Source organism: Caulobacter sp. P1_D6, assembly GCF_056406095.1.
In genome coordinates, this window is record NZ_JBFUAW010000021.1 from 89,019 (window position 1) to 109,344 (window position 20,326).

The window sequence follows — 20,326 nt, forward strand, 5'->3', positions numbered from 1 at the left end:
CGTGCGTAAATCCATCGTCGTCGGCGCGACGCTGACGTTCTTGACCTGTGCGGGCTTGACCTACGCGGGCGCGGCTCTGGCCGCCACGCCCAAGGCGCCGCCTCCGTCCAAGGCCGAGGTCCAGGCGCGGCGCACGGCCGAGGCGCTCTATGCCCAGGCTCTCCGTCAGGTCGAAGCGGATGATTTCGAGGGCGGGCGGGTAAGCCTGGACGCCGCCCTGAAGCAGGACGCGACCAACGATACGGCCAGATACTTCCGGGTGCTGGTCCTGTCGCGGCTGCGCGAGACGGACGCCGCGTTGGCGGACCTGGCTCTGCTGGGGCCGCGGATAGAGCGGGACCGCTTCCTGGAGACCAAGGCGGAGACGCTGCTGGAGGGCGGGCGCTATCGGGAGGCGACGGCGGTCTATGACGACCTGATCGCGCTCAAGCCCAAGAGCGCCGACGCCTATCGCCGGCGCGCCCATGTGCGTCAGGCCTCGGAGGTCGACAGCGAGATGCCGGCCGCGCTGGCCGACTACGCCAAGGCGCTGGAGCTGGATCCCGACATGGTCGCGGTCTACGGCCTGCGGGGCGAGATCCTCAGCGCGCAGCGCAACGACAAGGCGGTCGAGGAGAACTACCAGGCCTGGCTGGCCCACGCCCCCAACAGCGCGCGCGCCCATTCCGGCTATGCCGGCGCCCTGGCCCGGCTGGGCAAGATGGACAAGGCCCGGGCCGAGATCGACCGCGCCCTGGCCCTGGAGCCGAACGCCGAGGCCTACATCATCCGGGCCCGCATCACGCCGAAGGACCAGCGCGAGGCCTTCCTCGCCGACATCGACAAGGCCCTGGCGCTGAGTTCCGACGACACTTTCGCCTACGAGCTTCGGGCCGAACGCCGCCGCGCCTGGGGGCAGGGCGACCTGGCCATGGCCGACACGGAAAAGGCGCTCGAGGCCTGGCCGGAAAGCTACAGCGCCCGCCACCTGCGCTCGACGCTCAACCAGGAGGCCGGCCGCTACGATCTGGCCTTGAAGGACCTGGACGTGCTGATCGCCCGGGAGCCGGACCAGGCCGGGCTCTACAACGACCGATGCTGGGTGCGCGGCCTGGGCAATATCGAGTTGGACAAGGCGTTGGCCGATTGCGAGGCGGCGTTGAAGCTGTCGCCCGGCAACGCCGCCATCCTCGACAGCCGAGGGTTCGTGAAGCTGCGGCAGGGAAACCTCGCCGGCGCGATCGCCGACTACAACGCCGCCCTCAAGACCGCGCCCGACCAGGCCGCGTCGCTGTTCGGGCGGGGCCTGGCCAAGCGCCGGCAGGGCGCCAAGGCGGCCGGCGACCTCGATCTCGCCGCCGCCCGCAAGGCCCAGCCGGACATCGACAAGGAGTTCGCCGGCTACGGCGTGACGCCCTAGCCCTTGATCTTCGAGGCCACCGACCAGGTGTGGCCGAACGGGTCGAGGAGCTGGCCGTAGCGGTCGCCCCAGAACTGGTCGGCGATCGGGTAGGCGACCGTGGCGCCGGCTTCCAGCGCCCGGCTCCACCAGGTGTCGGCGTCGTCGACCTCCAGGTGCAGGGTCACCGCGGCCGGCGTCGGGGCCGGGGCGCCGCCGCGCATCTCGCTGAAATGGTCCGACAGCATCACCCAGCCGCCGTTGACCAGCAGGCGGGCGTGCAGCAGGCGCTCGCCGTCGTCGGCGGTGTTGCGGAACACCTCCTCGGCCCCGAAAGCGCGCTTGTAGAAGTCCACGGCGGCCTTGCCGCCGACGACGGAAAGATAGGGGGTGACGCCGGTCGTCGGCCCCCGAGTGGGATCGCCTTCGTTGGTCATGGTGGTTCCCTCCGCGATTAAGTAAACCTAGCCCATGTCCGATCTTTTCCAAGCCGCCGGCCTGACGCCCCACGCGCCGTCGCCGCTGGCCGACCGCCTGCGTCCCCAGACCCTCGAAGAGGTGGTGGGCCAGGAGCATCTGCTGGGGCCCGACGGCCCGATCGGCCGCATGGCCGCGGCCCATCGCCTGGCCTCGATGATCCTGTGGGGGCCGCCCGGCACCGGCAAGACCACCATCGCCCGCCTGCTGGCCAAGGCCGGCGGCTACGAGTTCATGCAGATCTCGGCGGTGTTCTCCGGCGTCGCCGACCTGAAGAAGGCTTTCGAGCAGGCCCGCATGCGTCGCCAGGCGGGGCAGAGCACCCTGCTGTTCGTCGACGAGATCCATCGCTTCAACCGCGCCCAGCAGGACGGCTTCCTGCCGTTCGTGGAGGAGGGGATCGTCACCCTGGTGGGGGCGACCACCGAGAACCCGTCGTTCGAGCTGAACGGCGCTCTGCTGTCGCGCTGCCAGGTCTTCGTGCTGAAACGGTTGGACGAGGAGGCGCTGGAGGCCCTGCTGGTCAAGGCCGAGACGGCCGAGAACCGCAAGCTGCCGCTGGACCCCGACGCCCGCTCGACCCTGGTCGCCATGGCCGACGGCGACGGCCGCTACCTGCTGACCCTGACCGAGACCCTGCTGGCCATCGGCACCGACACGCCGCTGAACCCGACCCAACTGGGCCAGTTCCTGCAGAAGCGCCGTCCGGCCTACGACAAGAACCGCGAAGAGCACTACAACCTCATCTCGGCGCTGCATAAGTCGGTGCGCGGCAGCGATCCGGACGCGGCGCTCTACTGGCTGGCGCGGATGCTGGAGGGCGGCGAGGACCCGCTGTTCATCGCCCGCCGCCTGGTGCGCATGGCGTCCGAGGACATCGGCGCGGCCGATCCGTTGAGCCTCCTGCTGACCACGGCGGCCAAGGACGCCTACGACTTCCTGGGCAGTCCCGAGGGCGAACTGGCCCTGGCCCAGGCGGTGGTCCACATGGCCAGCGCGCCGAAGTCCAACGCCGTCTACAACGCCTACAAGGCCGCCCGCCGCCTGGCCAAGGAGACCGGCAGCCTGATGCCGCCGGCCCACATCCTCAACGCCCCGACCAAGCTGATGAAGACCCTTGGCTATGGCGACGGCTACGCCTACGACCACGATGTCGAGGGCGGGGTCTCGGGCCAGAACTACTTCCCGGACGGCATCGAACGGCCGACCCTGTACGAGCCCAAGCCGGTCGGCGCCGAGGCCAAGGTCAAGGAACGGCTGGACGCCTGGAACCGCCTGCGGAGAGACGGCAAGTGAGGCTTACCTTCGCGGTCCGGGTGATCGCCGTGCTGTCGCTTTTGCTGCTGCTGGCCGGCGTCGTCCTGCTGGGACAGGCCGCCGCGACGCCCTGGCATACCGACTCCAACGCCTATTTCGCCGAACTGCGGCAGCTGCGTGGCGCGCTCTATTTCGCCGCGCCGGACGCCGAGGCCTTTAAGCAGGCCACCGCCCGGTTCGGGGCGCTGCAGGCCAAGTACGCCACCCACAAATGGCTCTATGCCGACCTCGCCTACGCCTGTTTCAGCCTTGGCGCCTGCGCGGCGATCGTCGCTGTCCTGACGGCGCGGTTCGGGGCGCGGTTGCTGCGGACCCAGAGGAACGTCCTGGTGGTCGGCGGTGTGGCTCTGCTGGCCCTGGCGACGATCCTGGCGGGGCTGGCGGCCGATCCGCTGCACCGGTTCTACCGCGAACAGCTGCCCGAATGGTCCGACGCTCTGGAAATCCCGTTGGCCGGCGCGCTGGTGGCGATGATCCCGATCGCAACGGTCACCCTGCTGCTGGCCCTGCCGCCGCTGATCTTCCGCCGCCGGAGCGCTGGGCCGCTGCTGGTGTTCACCCGACCGCCGCACTGGCCCTCGATCGCGGCCAACGCCGTCTACGCCCTGCCGCTGGCCTTCGCGGTGTTCCTGCTGACCAGCGTCGCCTCGCGCGGCGGTTGGGCGCTGGCGCCGGCCGGACTGATGCTGCTGTGGCTGTTCCTGAATGGCCGGGCGCTGTGGATCGCGCCGAAGGAACGCGTGTAGGAAGAGTTGTTTATGGTTTGTTCTCGTTTTACGGTCGTGTATCTTGATCTCGGGATAGCGCTCGGAGGACAGGCGAATGACGCAGGATCCGGTTCAGCGGCAAGCCGATGTGCAGACGCGGTTGAAGCTCTTCACGGCCAACCTGACCACCTATGCCTACGCGATCATGGGCGCCTCCTTCATCGAGGCTTACGTCAAGGGCGCCGGGTTCAAGACCGCCAGCTACGTGTCCATAGGGCTCGCGCTCGTCTTCCATACCCTCGCGTGGTACATTGCGCCTCGTGGAGACAAGGCATGACGCCGCTTGAAGCCATAATCTACATCTTGGGGCCCATCGGGATCGGCGTCGGGCTCTACGGTCTTGTCCTCAAGCGTGAACTCAACGATCTCCAAGCCCGGCGTCGCGAAAGCCATCCCCCTGAGTAACAAGTCTTCGGCCAAGAGCGCCCGTTTCCGTACGCCGCCCGGCGTCGCCAAGTCCAAGGCTTCCGACACGCCGGTCGTCCTGACCCCCGAAGAGATCGAGTTCACCAAGTCGCTGGTCATCCACGAGGACGACAGCGTCTTCGTGCTGAACAAGCCCGCCGGCCTGTCCAGCCAGGGCGGACGCATCCAGGCCCATACGCTGGACGACCTGCTGTGGGCCCTGGCGCGACGGGACCGACCTCGGCCGCGCCTGATCCACCGGCTGGACCGCGACACCTCGGGCGTGATCCTGACCGCCCGCACCAAGCCGGCGGCGACCTTCCTGGGCAAGGCCCTGATGGGCAAGCGCTTCCGCAAGACCTATCTGGCCATCGTCACGCCGGGCGCGCCCGAGCCGCGCGGCGGCCAGATCGACAGCCCCCTGCGCCGGGAGTCGATCGGGCGCGAGGCCTATATGCGGGTCTGCGCGGCCGACCACCCCGACGCCGAGACCGCCCGCAGCCGCTATCGCACCCTGGCCTCGACCGAGGGCGCGGCCCTGGTCGAGCTCTCCCCCGACACCGGCCGCATGCACCAACTGCGCGTCCACATGGCCTCGATCGGACGGCCGATCGCCGGCGACAGCCGCTATGGCGGGGCGCTGATGCTGGGCGGAGCGCCCGTGCCGCGCCTGATGCTGCACGCAGCCAGTCTGGTCTTCCCCCATCCCGACGGCGGCGAGCGCCGGATCGGCGCGCCGATTCCGGACGACATGCTCACGGTTCTGGCTAAGCTGGGCCTTGAGGTTCCGCAACAGGCCAAACCGGAACAGGGACGCCAGGAAACTCGTTAAGCCTGGCAGGAGATTTCCTCATGAAACGCCTGATCATACTCGCCTTTTCCGCCGCCATGCTGACCGCCTGCACCACGGCGCCGACGCTCTATGCGCCGCAGACCGCGGCGCACGGGGCCGGTTACTCGGAATATCGCCTGGAAGACGGCCGATATCGCGTCACGTTCCAGGGCAATCCCGGCGCGCCGATCAACCAGGTTTCGGACTATGTCCTGCTGCGCTCGGCCGAGCTGGCCCTGCGCGACGGCTACGACTGGTTCCGGGTCGCCGACCGCGTGACCCAGCAGACCGGCTCGAACAGCGGCTCGACCCTGTCGATCGGCGGCGGCACCAGCAGCTACGACTATGGCCGGCACGGCGGCGGCAGTTCGGTCGGTCTCGGCGTCGGGACGAGCTTCAACCTGGGGCCCAAACCGGCCGTGAGCAGCTCGATGGAAGTGGTGTTCGGTAAGGGCCAGCCGCCTCGCGGCGCCGACGTCTATGACGCCCGCGCCATCGTCCGCACGGTCGGCGAGGGTCGCGCGGCAGTCTAGCTAGCTAACCGAGTCTAGCCGACCGCCTTTTTAGCCGTCGAGCTGATCGGGTGGGCAGCGCGCAGCGCCGCGTGGGTCAGGCCCGCGGTCTCGGCGGCGGCGAAGTAGCCTTCCGCGGGAAGGCCTTGCAGGGCGACCATCGGGGCCAGGCCCTTGGCGTCGCGACCGAAGGCCATGATGTCGGCGGCGATCTTCTCGGCCGGACCCATCAGGTCGCTGGCGTCCAGGGTCAGGCCCTGCAGGCGGGCGTCGCGCAGCACGCGCAGCGCTTCCTTCTCGGGCGGCACGCGGGCGATAACGCCGCGCGTCAGGGCCTTGAGCAGGCCGACCACTTCCAGCAGACGACCGGCGGGCGTGCCGCGCGTGACGTCGACCAGCTCCATCATGATGCCGCCGCGCAGCAGCGCCAGCGACAGGCCCGAGGTGCCGGTCAGCATGTCGCGGCCGCGCTGGGTGCCCAGGGTTCGGAACGAGGCCGGCACGATCAGGTCGGGCCGGTCGTGGCCCTGCGAGGAGCGGGCGAAGACGGCGGCGTATTTCAGAGCCGCTTCGTCGATGAAGGCGGCGTCGCGGTCGGGCAGGCGCGAGACGGCGCGGGCGCTGATCTGCTTGCCCGAGCCCAGGTGGGTGACCACCGGCTCGATGCGCACAGCCGTGGCGACGTTGCGCTTGAGGCTGATCACGTGCTCGAGCGTGAAGTCGACGCGCAGGGCCGCGCCGCCGGCGGTGGTGAAGGCCACCGGCGTGCGGCGAGTCTCTTCGAGCGGATCGATGTCGAAGCGGATGGGCGAGCGGGTCGAGTCGCGGCGGGCCCGGGCGGCCAGCACCACGGCCGCGTCGACCGGACGGCAGACGACGCCGCCGGCCTCGACGCCGATCACGGACCGCACGCCTAGGTCGCCAGGCTCGGCCGCGCCCAGCAGATGGGTCAGCACGTCTTCGAGGATGCGCACGCTGGTGGCCTGGGCGGCGAGGCCCTGGTCGTTGTTCATGGCGATGAGGAAGTCTTCCTCGCCGATCCGGGCGCGCAGGTCGCTGCGGTCCAGGTGTTCGGCCAGCTTGCGCTCGACATAGGTCCAGACGTCGACGCGCTTCTTGTCCCACCAGTCGCCGGCCCAGCGGCGGATGGCCCTGACGCTGATGATGTTGACCGAACCGCGCGCGATCAGTTCGGACCCCGCCAGCCTTTGGAGCACGGGTCCGCTGAGAGCCAGATGCTCATTGCGGTCGTCGCTATGGCTCGAATCGAAGGGCATGTTGGCCTTGGCGCGGGAGGAGCCCATAGGATGCCTTTTACAGCCTTAACGCTCGGTGCAGGAACACGGTTTGCAAACTAGGTTACCGCAAGATGTCTAAACGTCGAAATGCACGTTTCCCGGGCCTTTTGGAGCCCTTGATCAGTCGAATATCGGCTCTGGGTCGGGAATATTGTAAACAACCGGCACTATGCAGCCCCTGTAACCTTCGGCTGGAGGCTTCGGGCGAGCGGTCCACAGCATGCTGAGGGCCGCCTGGCCGAAGGCGGCGCTGGGCTGCGAGTCGACCACCTGGATGTTGCCGACTTGGCCCCACGGCGCGACGTCGAAGCTCAGAAGGGCCCAGCCCGCCACCTTCCGGGCGGCGTAGGCGCGGGGATAGTTCTTGAACGCCGGCAGGTTCAGCTGCGCCTGGGTCACGGGACAGTCGTTCGCTGGGGTCTCGCCTTCAGGAAGCTTGGCGACGGTCTTCGGGCGCGGCGGGGCGGGGGTCTCGCGGGGCTCGGCGGCGAAGGTCACATAGCAGGCCTGCACCGGTCTGCCCGGCTGGTAGCGGCTTCCGGCGACAGCCGCGGCGGCTCCGTCGGCCAGGGCCGGATCGCCGCCCTGGCTGTCGACCCGGACGTTGCGCGGCGTTCCGTCCGCATCGATGTCGTAGACCACGCCCGCCCAGGCCGGGTTCCGATCGCGGCCGTTGAAGCGGCGCAGGTCCGGATAGGCGATGGTCTTGGGCAGACGGCGCGGCGCCGCCCCGCAGTTGCCGGCCTTGGAGATGGCCTCGCGAACCGCGGGCGGGGTGTTGCGGCGGTCGAAGGCGATGATCTCGAACAGGGTGGCGCGGCTGGCCTGTTCGATCGGAGCGCGGTGCGTGGGGATAGACACCCGGCAGCCGGAGAGCGGCGCGCCGGCCTCGAACCGCCAGCCGGCCAGGGCGGCGATCACGGTGTCGGGATCCGCGAAGCCGGGGCCCGTGGCGAGGCGGCGGATATCGAGCGGTTGGCCCTCGGCGTTGACGGAGAATGTCAGCACCTCGTCGGGCGAGTCCTTCGCCGCCACCGGCGGCGCGTCGGCGGTGACCACGATCGGCTCGCCGTAGGCCGCCGCGACCCGTGGATGCAGCGCCGCCGCTTCGATCACCCGCAATGGCCGGCCGCCGACGCAGGTCGCCTCGCGGGGCAGCGGGTCGAAGACCGTCACCTCGAACCCCTTGGGCGAAGGGGGCGGGGGGATCGTGGCGTAGGCGGGAGAACCGATCAGCAGGCTCAGGGCGATCACGCGCGGCAGCGACATGGGATTCTCTCGACGACGTGCAAATGATGCTACCTATGGTTACACCATGTGACAATCGCCCACGCGACGTTCAAGCCGCTTCGGCGTTCGGTTTCGTGACGCGGCTTCAGGCGTGGCTTGGCGTTCGCGGCCGCCCGGCGCATAAGGGCGCGATGACCAAACTTCTCCTCGTAGCCGTCGGAGGCGCCGTTGGCTCCGTCGCCCGCTATCTGGTGGGTGTTCAGGCCCTGCGCCTGTTCGGATCGAACTGGCCCTACGGCACCTTCATCGTCAACCTGACGGGCGGACTGCTGATGGGCCTTCTGGCCGCCTGGCTGGCCCTGCGGGGCGGCGCGCAACAAGAACACTGGCGAGTCCTGCTCGGTGTCGGCGTGATGGGCGGCTTCACCACCTTTTCGGCCTTTTCGCTGGAGACCGCGCTGATGATCGAGAAGCGCGCCTACGCCCAGGCCTTTACCTATACGTCCGCCAGCGTGATCCTGTCCGTGGCGGCCCTTTTCGCGGGCCTCTTGATCGCCCGCAGGATCTTCGCGGCATGAAAGAAGTTCGTACCCTCTATGTGGACAATGGCGAGGACGGCGTCCGGGTGGACCGCTGGTTCAAGCGCCGCTGGCCGCACCTGAACCACATCCAGCTCAACAAGCTGTTCCGCTCGGGCCAGGTCCGGGTCGACGGCTCTCGGGTCAAGGCCGACACCAAGCTGGCGGCCGGCTCGCAGGTGCGCGTGCCGCCGCTGCCCGACGCGCCCGATCCTGACCAGAAGCAGGAACTGTCCAAGCGCGACATCGCCTTCGCCAAGTCGCTGGTGCTGTACGAGGACGAGGAAGTCCTGGCGCTGAACAAGCCCGCCGGCCTGGCCGTGCAGGGCGGCACCAAGACCACCCACCACATCGACAAGCTGCTCAGCGCCTGGGGCGAGGGCGTCAACCGGCCCAAGCTGGTCCACCGCCTGGACCGCGACACCTCCGGCGTGCTGCTGCTGGGCAAGACCCCGGCCGCCGCCGCGCGCCTGTCGGGCTCGTTCGCCAAGCGCAAGGCGCAGAAGACCTATTGGGCGATCGTCCAGGGGAACCCGCACCCGACCGAGGGCGTGATCGAGCTGCACCTCGCCAAGCGGGGCGTCGGCGACCGCGAGCTGGTCGTGCCGGCCGAACCCAAGGACCAGGACGCCCAGCCGGCCGAGACCGAGTTCGTCTCGATCAGCCGCGCCGGCCCGCGCGTCACCTGGATGGCGCTGCGCCCGCACACCGGCCGCACGCACCAGCTGCGCGCCCACATGAAAGCCATCGGCCACCCGATCCTGGGCGACCCCAAGTACAGCGACGAGAAGTCGACCCAGCTGTCGGAAGGCCTGAAGCTGCAGCTGCACGCCCGCTCGGTGATGCTGCCGCACCCTTCGGTCGGCATGCTGTTCATCGAGGCGCCGATCAGCCCCGAGCTGAAGGCCGGCTTCGCCAAGTTCGGCTTCTCGGAGGACGAGGCCGACCAGGACCCGTTCGCCCGCCGCCAGACCAAGCGCCGCTAAGGACCAAGCGCCGCTAGCGCTTGAGTGCGCCTTTTGGCTGTGAAAAGCTCATTCCTCAACCTTGAGGGATGTGTTTCATGGCCTTTGTCAGCTTCACGCGTCCGGACGACTCGCCGGTCTCGATCAACACGGTCGAGGTCCTCAGCTTCGCGCCCGTCCCCACGGAGGGCCCCTTGATGGGCCCGCTGAAGGCCGGCACACGGATCGCCTTCAAGAACGGCAAGCACCAGGACGTCAAGGAGCTGGTCGAGGCGGTCGAGCGCAAGCTGAACGCGGCGGGGTAGGGGCGGGCAAGCCTTGTGCGATCCGCGCGCGCTGATATGGTCTGACCTCTGGTCTTGATTGGTCAGATCATAATTCGGTCGACACGCCCCCAGCGGACCAGGCTTGGGCTGATCAGGCCCAGGAGGAAGCGTGCGGACCCATCCCATTCCGACCCGAGGCGCCTGGAGCCTCGTCCTGGCCCTGGCCGTCGCTCCGGCGGCGTTCGCGTGCGACACGCCGGTCACCGTCTGCGCGACGGGCAAATCGACGAGCCTGGCGCTGATCCGCGGCGGACAGCCCGTGTCGGTCTATGTTGACCCCACGGCCGACCCGGCGGTGCGGCATGCGGCGGAGGGCTTGCGCGCCGACCTCGGCAAGGTCGGCGGCGGCGAGGCGGCCAAGCTTTCCAATCTGTCCAAGGCCAACGGTCCCACGGTGATCATCGGCGTGCTCGGCTCAAGCCCGGCCATCGACGCCCTGGTCAAGAGCGGCAAGCTGAAGGTCGAGGATCTCGCGGGCCAGTGGGAAGGCTTCCGGCAGGTGGTGGTCGAGCGCCCGGCGCCCGGCGTCCCGCGCGCCCTGGTCATCGTCGGCGCCGACCGGCGAGGCGCGGTCTACGGGGCCTACGACCTGTCCGAACGGATCGGCGTCTCGCCCTGGTCGTGGTGGGCCGACGTGCCAGTCGCCAGGAAGAAGGACCTGTTCCTGACCGCCGGCGCCCGGGCCGACCATCCCCGGGTGAAGTATCGCGGCTTCTTCATCAACGACGAGGACCCGGCGTTCAGCGGCTGGGCCAAGGCCAAGTTCGGCGGGATCAACGCCGACCTCTATGCCCATGTCTTCGAGCTGACCCTGCGCTTGAAGGGCAACTACCTGTGGCCGGCCATGTGGGCGCCCAAGGCGTTCAACGACGACGATCCGCGCAACAAGGTGCTGGCCGACGAGATGGGCGTGGTCATGGGCAGCTCGCACCACGAGCCGATGACGCGGGCCCAGGCCGAGTGGCATCGCAACACCGACAAGGGGGTCACCGGCGGGCGTTGGGACTACACGACCAACGGCGACAACCTGCGGACCTTCTGGCGCGGCGGCATCGAGCGGATGATGTCGAAGGGCGACGGCACGCCCTACGAGAGTCTGGTGACCGTGGGCATGCGCGGCGACGGCGACGAGGCGATGGCCGAGGGAACGGCCACCCAGCTGCTGGAAAAGGTGGTGGCCGACCAGCGCAAGATCATCGCCGAGGTGACCGGCAAGCCGCCCGAGAAGACGCCCCAGGTCTGGGCGCTCTACAAGGAGGTGCAGGACTATTACGACCACGGCATGCGGGTGCCCGACGACGTGACCCTGCTGTTCGCCGACGACAACTGGGGCCAGATCCGGCGGCTGCCCGTGGCGGCCTCGCTGGGCGGCCATGACCCCATCGATCGGGCCGGCGGCTACGGCGTCTACTACCACTTCGACTATGTGGGCGGGCCGCGGAACTACAAGTGGATCAACACCAACCAGGTGGCCAAGATCTGGCAGCAGATGGACCTGGCCTACGAGCGCGGGGCGCGGAACCTGTGGATCGTCAATGTCGGCGACATCAAGCCGCTGGAATACCCGCTCGACTTCTTCATGCGCATGGCCTGGAACCCCGAGGCGATGACGCCCCAGGCCCTGGAGGCCTATCCGCGGCAATGGGCCGGCGAGACCTTCGGCGAGGCGCTGGGTCCGGACATCGGCGAGGTCATGGCGACCTACGGCGTCTACGCCTCGCGGCGCAAACCCGAGCTGATCGACCAGGACACCTTCCTGCTGGGCGAAGGCATGGGGCCGGTGCTGGACGGCGGTGAGTTCGGAGCGATGATCGAGGACTGGCGCGCGCTGGTCGCCAAGGTCGAGGCGATCAAGACCCGGCTGCGCCCCGACCAGCAGGAGGCCTATTTCCAGCTGGTCGAATATCCGGTGCTGGCGTTCTCCAACCTCTACGAGATGTACTACGCCACCGCCTGGAACCGCCGCCTGGCTTCCAAAAACGACGCCCGCGCCAACTACTTCGCCAGCCAGGTGGAGGCGACCTTCAAGCGCGACGCCGACCTGACGGCGGAATACCACGCCCGCAACGGCGGCAAGTGGGCCGGGATGATGAACCAGGTCCACATGAGCTACGTGATCTGGAACGACCCCAGCCAGCAGACCATGCCCAGCGTCATGCGGGTGTCGGCCGACACCCCGCCCGAGCGCCTGAAGGCCGAGATCAAGTTCGCGCCGCCCAGCCGGGGCGATCCCAAGGTCGTCGTCCTCGAAGCCGCGAAGTTCGACCGCGCGGTCGGCGGCAAGGGCCTGGCCTGGACGGTGCTGTCCGATCTGGGCCAGGGCGACGCGGTGGTGGCCCTGCCGCAGGGCCGTCCCTCGACCGCGACCGGCGACGGCGTGCGGCTGGAGTACGGCGTCTCGGTCGCCAAGCCTGGTCCCGTGAGGATCGGCCTGCGCCTGGCGCCGACCCTGGACACGACGGGCGGCAAGGGCATGCGGATCGGCGTCTCCATCGACGACGGCCCCGTCCAGGTGGTGACGGCCAATCTGGTCCCCACCGCCGGCGGGGCCTCGACGCCGGCCCAGGTCGCCTGGGTCGAGGCGGTCAAGAACAACGCCCACACGGTGGAGGCCCGCTTCGACGGCGTCGCCGCCGGCCGGCGCGTGATCAAGGTCTGGCGCCTGGACGACAACGTGGTGCTGGAGAAGGTGATCGTCGACCAGCGCTGAGGGACGGCGGGCCTATCGCATTTGGGTTTGCTGCCACTAGGGCTGTCATCCCGGACAAGGCCCGAAGGGCCGCCGATCCGGGACCGCCGGAAGCGCGGCGCTCAGGCGTCGGTCCCGGATCTTCGCGCTGCGCGCTCGTCCGGGATGACAGCCGTTTTGGGAAGAAAGCTAAGTCCGAGCCTCCTAGACCAGCCCCGTCACCGCCTTGGCGTCCGCGCTGTCTGGGAACACCTTGCTCTCCAGGGCCGCGCGGTCGACGCCCATGTGTTCGGCCAGCACGCCCTTGAACAGGCCGCGCATGTCGAGGGTGGGGCGCACGTCGCGGTTCTCGAACAGGGCCTCCTGCTTCAGGGTGGGCCAGTCGCCGATGATCCCGCCCTTCTTCAGGCCGCCGCCCAGCACCAGGGCGGTCGAGCCGGTGCCGTGGTCCGTGCCGCCGGTGCCGTTGACCCGGGCGGTGCGGCCGAACTCGGTGGCGGCCACCACCACGGTGTTGCTCCACTCCTCGCCCAGACCGGTGTTCAGCCCGTCGAGCACCGCGTCCAGGTAGGAGAGGCGAGTGTTCAACTGACCGACCTGGCCGGCGTGGGTGTCCCAGCCGTCCAGCGAGATGGCGGCGATGCGCGGGCCGCCCTCCTGGACCATGAAGCCGGCAAGGGTCGAACCCAGCTTGCGGGCGGCTTCCCGCGCTTGACGCTGGCCGGCGATGGCCTGGGCGTTCTGGGTGGGCGCCGATCCCATGGCCGGCGGCGCCATGACCTGCGGCGTCGCGGCCGAGGTGTTCACCGCGTTCTGCCACATCGCCTTGCCGGCCATCTGGGGCGCCATCGCCGTCGCGTCCGTCGAGACGGGGACGGGGGCGGGGTTGAGCGCGGTCATCGCCTGCTGGGCCATGGCCTCGGTCTCCAAGCCGCGCGCGAAGGCCCGGCCCATCATCGGGTCGGCCTTGTAGAGATCCTGCAGCAGGGTGGGCAGGCGGGCGGTCTCGTCGACGCCCTTGCCCGGCGACCAACTGGCGGCCTGGACCTTGCCGCGCAGGATCAGCGGAGCGGTGGCGCCCACCGACAGGCCCTCGATTTTCGACGGCCCCATCGCCTCGAGCGTGCGGTTCAGCCAGCCGGTGTTGACGCCGTAGACCTCGGCGGCGCCGGTCTCCAGCACGTCCTGGGCCTCGAAGTGCGAGCGGGCGCGGTCGGGACTGGCGATGGCCGGCGCGATGCGGGCCTGGCCCTGCAGCGCCAGGGCGTGCACCGACTCCAGGGCCGGGTGCAGGCCGAAGATTCCGTCCAGCTTCAGCGCCTGGTCCGGCGACACGGCCACCGCGCCGCGCAGGGCCGCGTAGTCGGGATCGCCGACCGGCGGGCTGACAGTCAGGCCGTCCATGCCGCCCCGGCAGATGACCACCACCATCTTGCGCCTGGCCATCGCCCCGTCGGCGGCGGCGAAGGCCGAGCCGCCCAGGAAGCTGACCGAGACGCCCAGGCCGGCGGCCTGCAGCAGGAGCGAGCGGCGGGAAACTTGAGCGTTCATCGGCGTTGGAACTCCGGGCTCATCAACAACAGGGCCATGGCCTCGCGGCGGGTCTCGGCCCGGGCCACGGCCTTGGCGACCGGCGGGGTCAGGCGCGCCCCGAGGGCGGACTGGGCGAAGGTGTTGGGGTCGAGGCGGTCGGCGGCGACGGCGGCGAAGCCCTCGCTGAACCTCAGGCGCTTGATCAGGGCGTCGGGCGCGCACCAGGTCTGGGCCTCGTCCGCCCAGCCCTTGGGGGAGGGCGGCGAGAACGGCTTCTGGCCCAGGCCCGTCAGCACCGGCGCCAGCTTGCCGATCCCCGACGGTTCGGCGCCCACGGCTCGCCAGGTCGAGATCGCGAACTCGTAGGGCGTCTTGAACTTGGCGGGGGCGGGGTCCCAGGCCTCCGGCGCGTTCACCAGGGCGCGGGCCATCTCGTCCAGCCGTCCGCCGCTGTCCAGATAGGTCTTCTGCAGCCTGGCCACGAGCCCTGGCGGCGGCTCGTCGCTGACGAAGTGGGCGGCCAGCTTGGTCGAGACGTGGCGGGCGGTGTGCGGGCTGGCGGCCAGGTCGCGCATCACCGCCAGGGCCTGGGCCTGGCCCTGTTCCGGATAGTGCTTGCCCATCACCGTCCGCGCGCCGGGCTCATGGGCGTTGTCGCGGAACAGGAACTGGTGCGGGTTCTGGTCCTGCGGCCGGCCGACGCTGAACCCGGTCATGGCCCGGGCGAACTCGGTGACGTCGGCCTGGCTGTAGCCGGCGTCGACCCCGACCGTGTGCAGCTCCATGATCTCGCGGGCCAGGTTCTCGTTCAGCCCGCCGGCCTTCTTGGCGTTCTTGCGCTGGTACTGGGAAGCCCGGCTGTTCGGGCCCACCGACTGGGCCTGGTCCAGGTACAGCAGCATGGCCGGATGGGTGGACGAGGCGACCAACAGGTCCTCGAAGCGGCCGAACACGTGCGGGCGGATCGCTTCCTGCTCGAACGGCCCCGCCACCGAGGTCACGGCCAGGTTGGTGGACGAGACGGTGAAGTGGTTGGCCCAGAACAGCGCCCAGCGCTCGCGGAACGCCGCGTCGGTGTTGGCGCCCAGTCGGGCCCGGGCCAGGAAGTCGTCGCCGGCCTGCTCGCGCAACTCCTTCTGAAGGTCGCGAACCGGCGGGGCCTTGGGATCGCCCATGGCTTTCGCGTCGCGCTTCTCCATCTGGTAGGCATTGACCTCGGCCAGGCGCTGGGCCGAGCCTTCGCCGCCTTGCGGCTGGTCGGCGCCCTCTTGACGGATCTGCGCCGTCAGGAAGCCGCGCGGGTCGCTCTTCGCCGCATCGATCTCGCCGGGACGGGCGCCCAGGCCGAAACGGGTTGCGGCGATGGCCGCCATCATGTCGTTGGAGGGTAGGCTCACGCGGTTGCTCTCCCTTGCGTCGCCGTCTCTTGCCTTGGGCGCGTTGTTTGATCATTCAACGGCCTGAAACCGATGTTTTGATGTCTGAACTGAAAAGAAGTTCCGCCTTGGTCGACAAGCCCGATCTGCTGCAACGTCCCCGCCGCTTCTACAAGGCCGCCACCGCGGCTCCGGTGGAGGGCGGCTTCGCCGTGCTGCTGGACGGCCGCACGCCCAAGTCGCCGGCCAAGTCGCCACTGGTCCTGCCGACCCTGGTCCTGGCCCAATTGGTCGCGGCCGAGTGGGACGCCCAGGTCGATCTCATCGATACAACGGCCATGCCCGCCACCCGCCTGGCCTTCACCGCCATCGACCGCATCCGCGAAACCCGGGCCGAGGTGGCCGCCGAGGTCGCGGCCTACGCCGGCTCGGACCTGCTCTGCTACTGGGCCGACCATCCCACGCCCCTGGTCGAGCGCCAGAAGCGCGACTGGGGCGGCATGCTGGACTGGGCCAAGGCCGAGCTGGACCTGCATCTGAAGCCCGCCGCCGGCGTGATCCACACGCCGCAATCGCCGGCCGCCCTGGCCTCGGTCGAGGCCCTGGCCTTGACCATGGACGACTTCACCCTGGCCGGCGTCGCCTACGCGGCCGGCCTGTTCGGCTCGACCGTCCTGGGCCTGGCGCTGCGCGCGGGCAAGGTCACCGGCCGCAAGGCGCTGGACCTGTCGCGGCTGGAGGAGATCTTCCAGGCCGAGACCTGGGGGCAGGACGCCGAAGCGGTCGCCCGCGCCGAGGCCCTGGCGATCGAAGCCCAGGTTCTGGAGCGCTGGTTCGCGGCGTTGCGCCGCTAAGCCCCTGCAGAACGTTCAAGCACTTAGCCGAACGCCGCTCGTTGCTGCACTGCCGCAGGGTACGGCTTGCCACGGAAAGCTCGCGCCATTACGGCTCGGCTCATAAGGTGGGAAAACCGCCCAGGTGAGAGAGCAGGGGAGCGTCCGCGTGCAGCATATTCTCGAGGAACTCGATCGTCGTCGCGAGCAGGCCCGGGCCGGCGGCGGCGAGAAGCGCGTCGCCGCCCAGCACGCCAAGGGCAAGCTGACCGCGCGCGAGCGGATCGACCTGTTGCTCGATGAAGACAGCTTCGAGGAGTTCGACATGTTCGTCGAGCATCGCGGCACCGAGTTCGGCATGGCCGACCAGAAGATCTCCGGCGACGGCGTGGTCACCGGCTGGGGCACGATCAACGGCAAGGTCGTCTACGTCTTCTCCAAGGACTTCACGGTGTTCGGCGGCAGCCTGTCGGGCGCCCACGCGGCCAAGATCGTCAAGGTCCAGCGTCAGGCCATGAAGGTCGGCGCGCCGATCATCGGCCTGTTCGACGCGGGCGGGGCGCGCATCCAGGAGGGCGTCGACAGCCTGGCCGGATACGCCGACATCTTCCTCGAGAACGTCATGGCCTCGGGCGTCGTGCCGCAGATCAGCGTGATCATGGGCCCCTGCGCCGGCGGCGACGTCTATTCGCCGGCCATGACCGACTTCATCTTCATGGTGAAGGACACGAGCTACATGTTCGTGACCGGCCCAGACGTGGTGAAGACCGTCACCAACGAGGTGGTCACCGCCGAGGAGCTGGGCGGTGCGCGGGTGCATGCCTCCAAGTCGGGCGTGGCCGAGGGCGCGTTCGAGAACGACCTGGAAGCCCTGACCCAGGTGCGTCGCCTGATCGACTTCCTGCCCTCGTCCAACCGCGAGACCGCGCCGGAACGCGAAAGCTTCGACGAGGCCTACCGCGCCGAGCCCAGCCTCGACAGCCTGATCCCCAGCGATCCGGGCAAGCCGTACGACATGAAGGAACTGATCCTGAAGATCGTCGACGAGGCGGATTTCTTCGAGATCTCAAGCGAGTGGGCCAAGAACATCGTCTGCGGCTTCGCCCGCATGGACGGCGAGAGCGTGGGCATCGTCGCCAACCAGCCCCAGGTTCTGGCCGGCGTCCTGGACATCGACAGCAGCCGCAAGGCCGCCCGCTTCGTGCGGTTCTGCGACGCCTTCAACATCCCGATCATCACCCTGGTCGACGTGCCGGGCTTCATGCCGGGCACCAAGCAGGAGTACGGCGGCCTGATCAAGCACGGCGCCAAGCTGTTGTTCGCCTATGCCGAGGCCACCGTGCCGAAGATCACCCTGATCACCCGCAAGGCCTATGGCGGGGCCTATGACGTGATGAGCTCCAAGCACCTGCGTGGCGACTTCAACTATGCCTGGCCCACAGCCGAGATCGCGGTCATGGGCGCCAAGGGCGCGGTCGAGATCATCTTCCGCCAGGAGGCCAAGGACCCGCAGGCCCTGGCCGCCCGCGAAGCCGAGTACAAGGACCGCTTCGCCAACCCGTTCGTGGCGGCCTCGCGCGGCTATATCGACGACGTCATCATGCCCCACGGCACCCGCAAGCGCATCGTCCGGGCGCTGAAGAGCCTGAAGGGCAAGGAGTTGTCGAACCCCTGGAAGAAGCACGACAACATCCCGCTGTAGGGCCGCCTAGAGCGCCCCTCGCGCGTGAAGGTAATCGGTGGCCACCCGCAGCGTGACCCCTTCTCGCTGTTGAACGGCGAGAGGGTGGTCAGTGTCGTGAAACCGGATCAGCGGGCGCTGGCCGTTGTCCTGAGGCAGCACGTCGCAAGCCAGGCTCAGGGTGTCAGGATAACCGTCGAGCCGGTTCGCGAACCATCCGAACATCGCGCCGAGCTTCGATTGGTCCGTGTCGTCGAACGTGTCGAAATAGCGCCGGAAACTCTCGGCGCTCAGGGTGCTCCAGACCCCGAACTCGAAGACTTCGGTGTCGGAGTCGACGACGGGAATCTGCAGCACGCAGCGGACGAAATAGTGCTCGTCGCGAAAGCTGCAGAAATCACCGCTCAGGCGGAAGTCCTCATCGCGTTCCTTCTCGCTGGCGGCTGCCCACAGGTCAGGCGCGCGACAGGCCCAGACAGGGAGGTTCTCGTGAGCGGCGCCGCACTGGCTGCAGACATACGACATTGCGGCTGGGAATCCTGAGCGGCATAGAGCTATCGCTGTCTAATAGACGACGTCCGCCTGGGCCAGCAGAGGCTTGAGCGTCTGCGCCTGGGCGGCGTCGCCCACGCGCTTGACGCTGATCACCCCGTCCATGGTCTTCACGCTCACCACGCCGTCGGCGCCCGGCGCGACGCGGAGGGCGCGCAGCAGTTGCGGGCCTTCGCCCCAGTCCAGGCGGACCTCCAGCATCAGCGAGCCTTGCTCGCTCCAGCCGGCGAAGACGTAGCTGAGGGTCATCGGCGGCAGGTCGATCGGGCCGCGCTCGACGTCTAGGGCGTTGGTCGTGCGGCTGCCGTAGAACCACGACAGGTTGACGCTCATCATCGCCGTCTGAGCCTCGACCCAATTGGCCTGGGCGGCGTTCTGCGGCAGGCAGGCGGCGACCCAACGGGTGGGCGATTTGCCCTTGGGCTTGTCGTCCTGGCGCGGGGCGCACCAGACCAGGCCCGTCGCGCCGGCTCCGGCCATCGGCACGCCGTAGACCGGCTGGCCGGCCGGCAGGGCCTTGTCGAAGAACCAGCCCTTGCCGCGCACCTCCTGCTTGAGCACGCCGGTGACGCCGTGGCGTACGCCGACCGTGAAGAACGGCTGGCCCTTGGCGATGTCGCCGGCGACGACCGCCGGGGCGGCGCCGGCCGAGACCAGCGGCTTCAGCGACAGCTCGGCCGGGGGCGGGGCGAGGGCGCGGTTGACCTTGGGCTCCGGCGGGGCGGACAGGTCGGCCAGGCCCGAGAGCACCGGCTGGAGCAGGGGCGTGGGCGGCAGTCGGCCTTCGACCTTGTAGCGCAGCGCGCCAGGCGCCGCGCCGGCCGAGGTGGTGACCTTCAGCGGACCCAGGTCGAAGGCCCCGCCGCCGAGCGGCGCGCTGGCTCCGCCCGCGCAGTAGGAGCCCGCCACGAACCAGCGATTGTCGCCGTCGGCCTGCAGGGCCCGGGCGAAGCGCGCGGGCTTGGCGGTCCCGTCACCGTCGCACCACTTGTAGCCCAGCAGCAGGGTGGGACGTTCGTCAGGCTTGGCTTCGCGCCAGGTCGCCTTGTTGACCAGGGTGCGCGGCGAGTTGACGACGTTGAAGCCGGCGGCCGCGAAATAGTAGTCCGACATCCCGGCCCAGCCCTGGTCGAACACGCCGGCGCCCTTGGTGTCGGTCAGGCACTCGAACGAGCCGCGGCGGTTCCAGGTGGTGTTGGCCCGCAGGTCGCACCAGACGACCAGATTGGCCGGTCCGGTGACCTCGACGCGGGCCAGGGCCGTGCCGGCCGGGATCGAGCGGAAGCGGCCCTGGACCAGACTGGTCAAGACGCGGGCCTGGTCGACGCGCAGGACGTGCTGGGCCATCACCCCGTCCTTGGAGACCTCGCCCTCCACGGCGACGGGCGCCGTGTCGGTCAGGGACATCGGCATGCGCGCGTTCTCGCCCGCCGCGCCGTAGGAATAGACGGCGGGCGGCGCCCCGTAGATCAGCGGCTGGTAGTAAGTGCCGGCGACCGCGCCCCCCGCGCTGGTCAGCGACGCCAGGCCGGCGATCGCCCAGGACGATCGCCGGTCGAGGGTCCAGGCCATGGTCG

General features: G+C 69.3%; 19 protein-coding genes. 12 read left to right on the forward strand and 7 right to left on the reverse strand.

Annotated features, from left to right (window positions below; translation table 11 throughout):
• The first annotated feature begins 1 nt into the window (after position 1).
• On the forward strand, positions 2–1,399 hold the full coding sequence (locus AC1DYP_RS13455) for a tetratricopeptide repeat protein (protein ID WP_477046731.1): 1,398 nt from the start codon (positions 2–4) through the stop codon (positions 1,397–1,399).
• Here AC1DYP_RS13455 and AC1DYP_RS13460 read toward each other — a convergent pair.
• Positions 1,396–1,815, reverse strand: coding sequence for a VOC family protein (locus AC1DYP_RS13460; protein ID WP_477046732.1), 420 nt, complete (start codon positions 1,813–1,815; stop codon positions 1,396–1,398). The genes AC1DYP_RS13455 and AC1DYP_RS13460 overlap by 4 nt on opposite strands.
• A 34-nt stretch (positions 1,816–1,849) precedes the next feature.
• Here AC1DYP_RS13460 and AC1DYP_RS13465 point away from each other — a divergent pair, with 34 nt between their 5' ends.
• The 5 genes from AC1DYP_RS13465 to AC1DYP_RS13485 all read left to right on the forward strand — a co-directional run bounded on the left by AC1DYP_RS13465 (position 1,850) and on the right by AC1DYP_RS13485 (position 5,709).
• On the forward strand, positions 1,850–3,151 hold the full coding sequence (locus AC1DYP_RS13465) for a replication-associated recombination protein A (RefSeq protein ID WP_477035506.1): 1,302 nt from the start codon (positions 1,850–1,852) through the stop codon (positions 3,149–3,151).
• Positions 3,148–3,918: a hypothetical protein gene (locus AC1DYP_RS13470; RefSeq protein WP_477046733.1), complete on the forward strand. Its 771-nt coding sequence runs from the start codon at positions 3,148–3,150 to the stop codon at positions 3,916–3,918. The genes AC1DYP_RS13465 and AC1DYP_RS13470 overlap by 4 nt, the downstream gene beginning before the upstream one ends.
• 76 nt (positions 3,919–3,994) lie before the next feature.
• Positions 3,995–4,216, forward strand: coding sequence for a hypothetical protein (locus tag AC1DYP_RS13475; RefSeq protein WP_477046734.1), 222 nt, complete (start codon positions 3,995–3,997; stop codon positions 4,214–4,216).
• Between the two features lie 120 nt (positions 4,217–4,336).
• Positions 4,337–5,176: an RluA family pseudouridine synthase gene (locus AC1DYP_RS13480; protein ID WP_477046751.1), complete on the forward strand. Its 840-nt coding sequence runs from the start codon at positions 4,337–4,339 to the stop codon at positions 5,174–5,176.
• Between the two features lie 20 nt (positions 5,177–5,196).
• A complete protein-coding gene (locus AC1DYP_RS13485) occupies positions 5,197–5,709 on the forward strand; it encodes a CC0125/CC1285 family lipoprotein (RefSeq protein ID WP_477046735.1) in 513 nt (170 codons plus the stop codon).
• A 14-nt stretch (positions 5,710–5,723) separates the two neighbouring features.
• Here the strand turns inward: AC1DYP_RS13485 and AC1DYP_RS13490 are convergent, their stop codons facing one another.
• Positions 5,724–6,965 (reverse strand): hypothetical protein, encoded by a 1,242-nt coding sequence (locus AC1DYP_RS13490; protein ID WP_477035502.1) that lies wholly within the window; start codon positions 6,963–6,965, stop codon positions 5,724–5,726.
• Between the two features lie 141 nt (positions 6,966–7,106).
• Positions 7,107–8,255, reverse strand: coding sequence for an energy transducer TonB (locus tag AC1DYP_RS13495; protein WP_477046736.1), 1,149 nt, complete (start codon positions 8,253–8,255; stop codon positions 7,107–7,109).
• A gap of 152 nt (positions 8,256–8,407) precedes the next feature.
• Between AC1DYP_RS13495 and crcB the strand changes: the two genes are divergently transcribed.
• The 4 genes from crcB (at position 8,408) to AC1DYP_RS13515 (ending at position 12,795) form a co-directional block, all read left to right on the forward strand.
• Positions 8,408–8,794, forward strand: a complete 387-nt coding sequence (crcB, locus tag AC1DYP_RS13500) for a fluoride efflux transporter CrcB (protein WP_477046752.1) — start codon at positions 8,408–8,410, stop codon at positions 8,792–8,794.
• Positions 8,791–9,780 carry an RluA family pseudouridine synthase gene (locus AC1DYP_RS13505; RefSeq protein WP_477046737.1) on the forward strand — a complete coding sequence of 330 codons (990 nt, stop codon included), beginning with the start codon at positions 8,791–8,793 and terminating at the stop codon, positions 9,778–9,780. The genes crcB and AC1DYP_RS13505 overlap by 4 nt, the downstream gene beginning before the upstream one ends.
• 77 nt (positions 9,781–9,857) lie before the next feature.
• On the forward strand, positions 9,858–10,064 hold the full coding sequence (locus AC1DYP_RS13510; protein WP_477035498.1) for a hypothetical protein: 207 nt from the start codon (positions 9,858–9,860) through the stop codon (positions 10,062–10,064).
• 130 nt (positions 10,065–10,194) lie between these two features.
• Positions 10,195–12,795: a glycosyl hydrolase 115 family protein gene (locus AC1DYP_RS13515; protein WP_477046738.1), complete on the forward strand. Its 2,601-nt coding sequence runs from the start codon at positions 10,195–10,197 to the stop codon at positions 12,793–12,795.
• 183 nt (positions 12,796–12,978) lie between these two features.
• Here the strand turns inward: AC1DYP_RS13515 and AC1DYP_RS13520 are convergent, their stop codons facing one another.
• Entirely contained in the window at positions 12,979–14,325 is a 1,347-nt protein-coding gene (locus AC1DYP_RS13520; RefSeq protein WP_477046739.1) for a DUF1501 domain-containing protein, read from the reverse strand.
• Positions 14,322–15,704, reverse strand: coding sequence for a DUF1800 domain-containing protein (locus tag AC1DYP_RS13525; RefSeq protein WP_477046740.1), 1,383 nt, complete (start codon positions 15,702–15,704; stop codon positions 14,322–14,324). The genes AC1DYP_RS13520 and AC1DYP_RS13525 overlap by 4 nt, the downstream gene beginning before the upstream one ends.
• Before the next feature lie 107 nt (positions 15,705–15,811).
• Between AC1DYP_RS13525 and AC1DYP_RS13530 the strand changes: the two genes are divergently transcribed.
• Both AC1DYP_RS13530 and AC1DYP_RS13535 read left to right on the forward strand, forming a co-directional pair.
• Complete coding sequence (locus AC1DYP_RS13530; protein WP_477035492.1) at positions 15,812–16,537, forward strand: ATP12 family chaperone protein; 726 nt, start codon at positions 15,812–15,814, stop codon at positions 16,535–16,537.
• Between the two features lie 148 nt (positions 16,538–16,685).
• Entirely contained in the window at positions 16,686–18,218 is a 1,533-nt protein-coding gene (locus AC1DYP_RS13535; RefSeq protein WP_477035491.1) for an acyl-CoA carboxylase subunit beta, read from the forward strand.
• 6 nt (positions 18,219–18,224) lie between these two features.
• Here the strand turns inward: AC1DYP_RS13535 and AC1DYP_RS13540 are convergent, their stop codons facing one another.
• The gene (locus AC1DYP_RS13540) at positions 18,225–18,722 is read right to left on the reverse strand and encodes a DUF2199 domain-containing protein (protein ID WP_477035490.1); all 498 of its coding nucleotides are present in this window, start codon (positions 18,720–18,722) and stop codon (positions 18,225–18,227) included.
• A gap of 39 nt (positions 18,723–18,761) precedes the next feature.
• Positions 18,762–20,321 carry a hypothetical protein gene (locus AC1DYP_RS13545; RefSeq protein ID WP_477046741.1) on the reverse strand — a complete coding sequence of 520 codons (1,560 nt, stop codon included), beginning with the start codon at positions 20,319–20,321 and terminating at the stop codon, positions 18,762–18,764.
• Between the last annotated feature and the right edge of the window lie 5 nt (positions 20,322–20,326).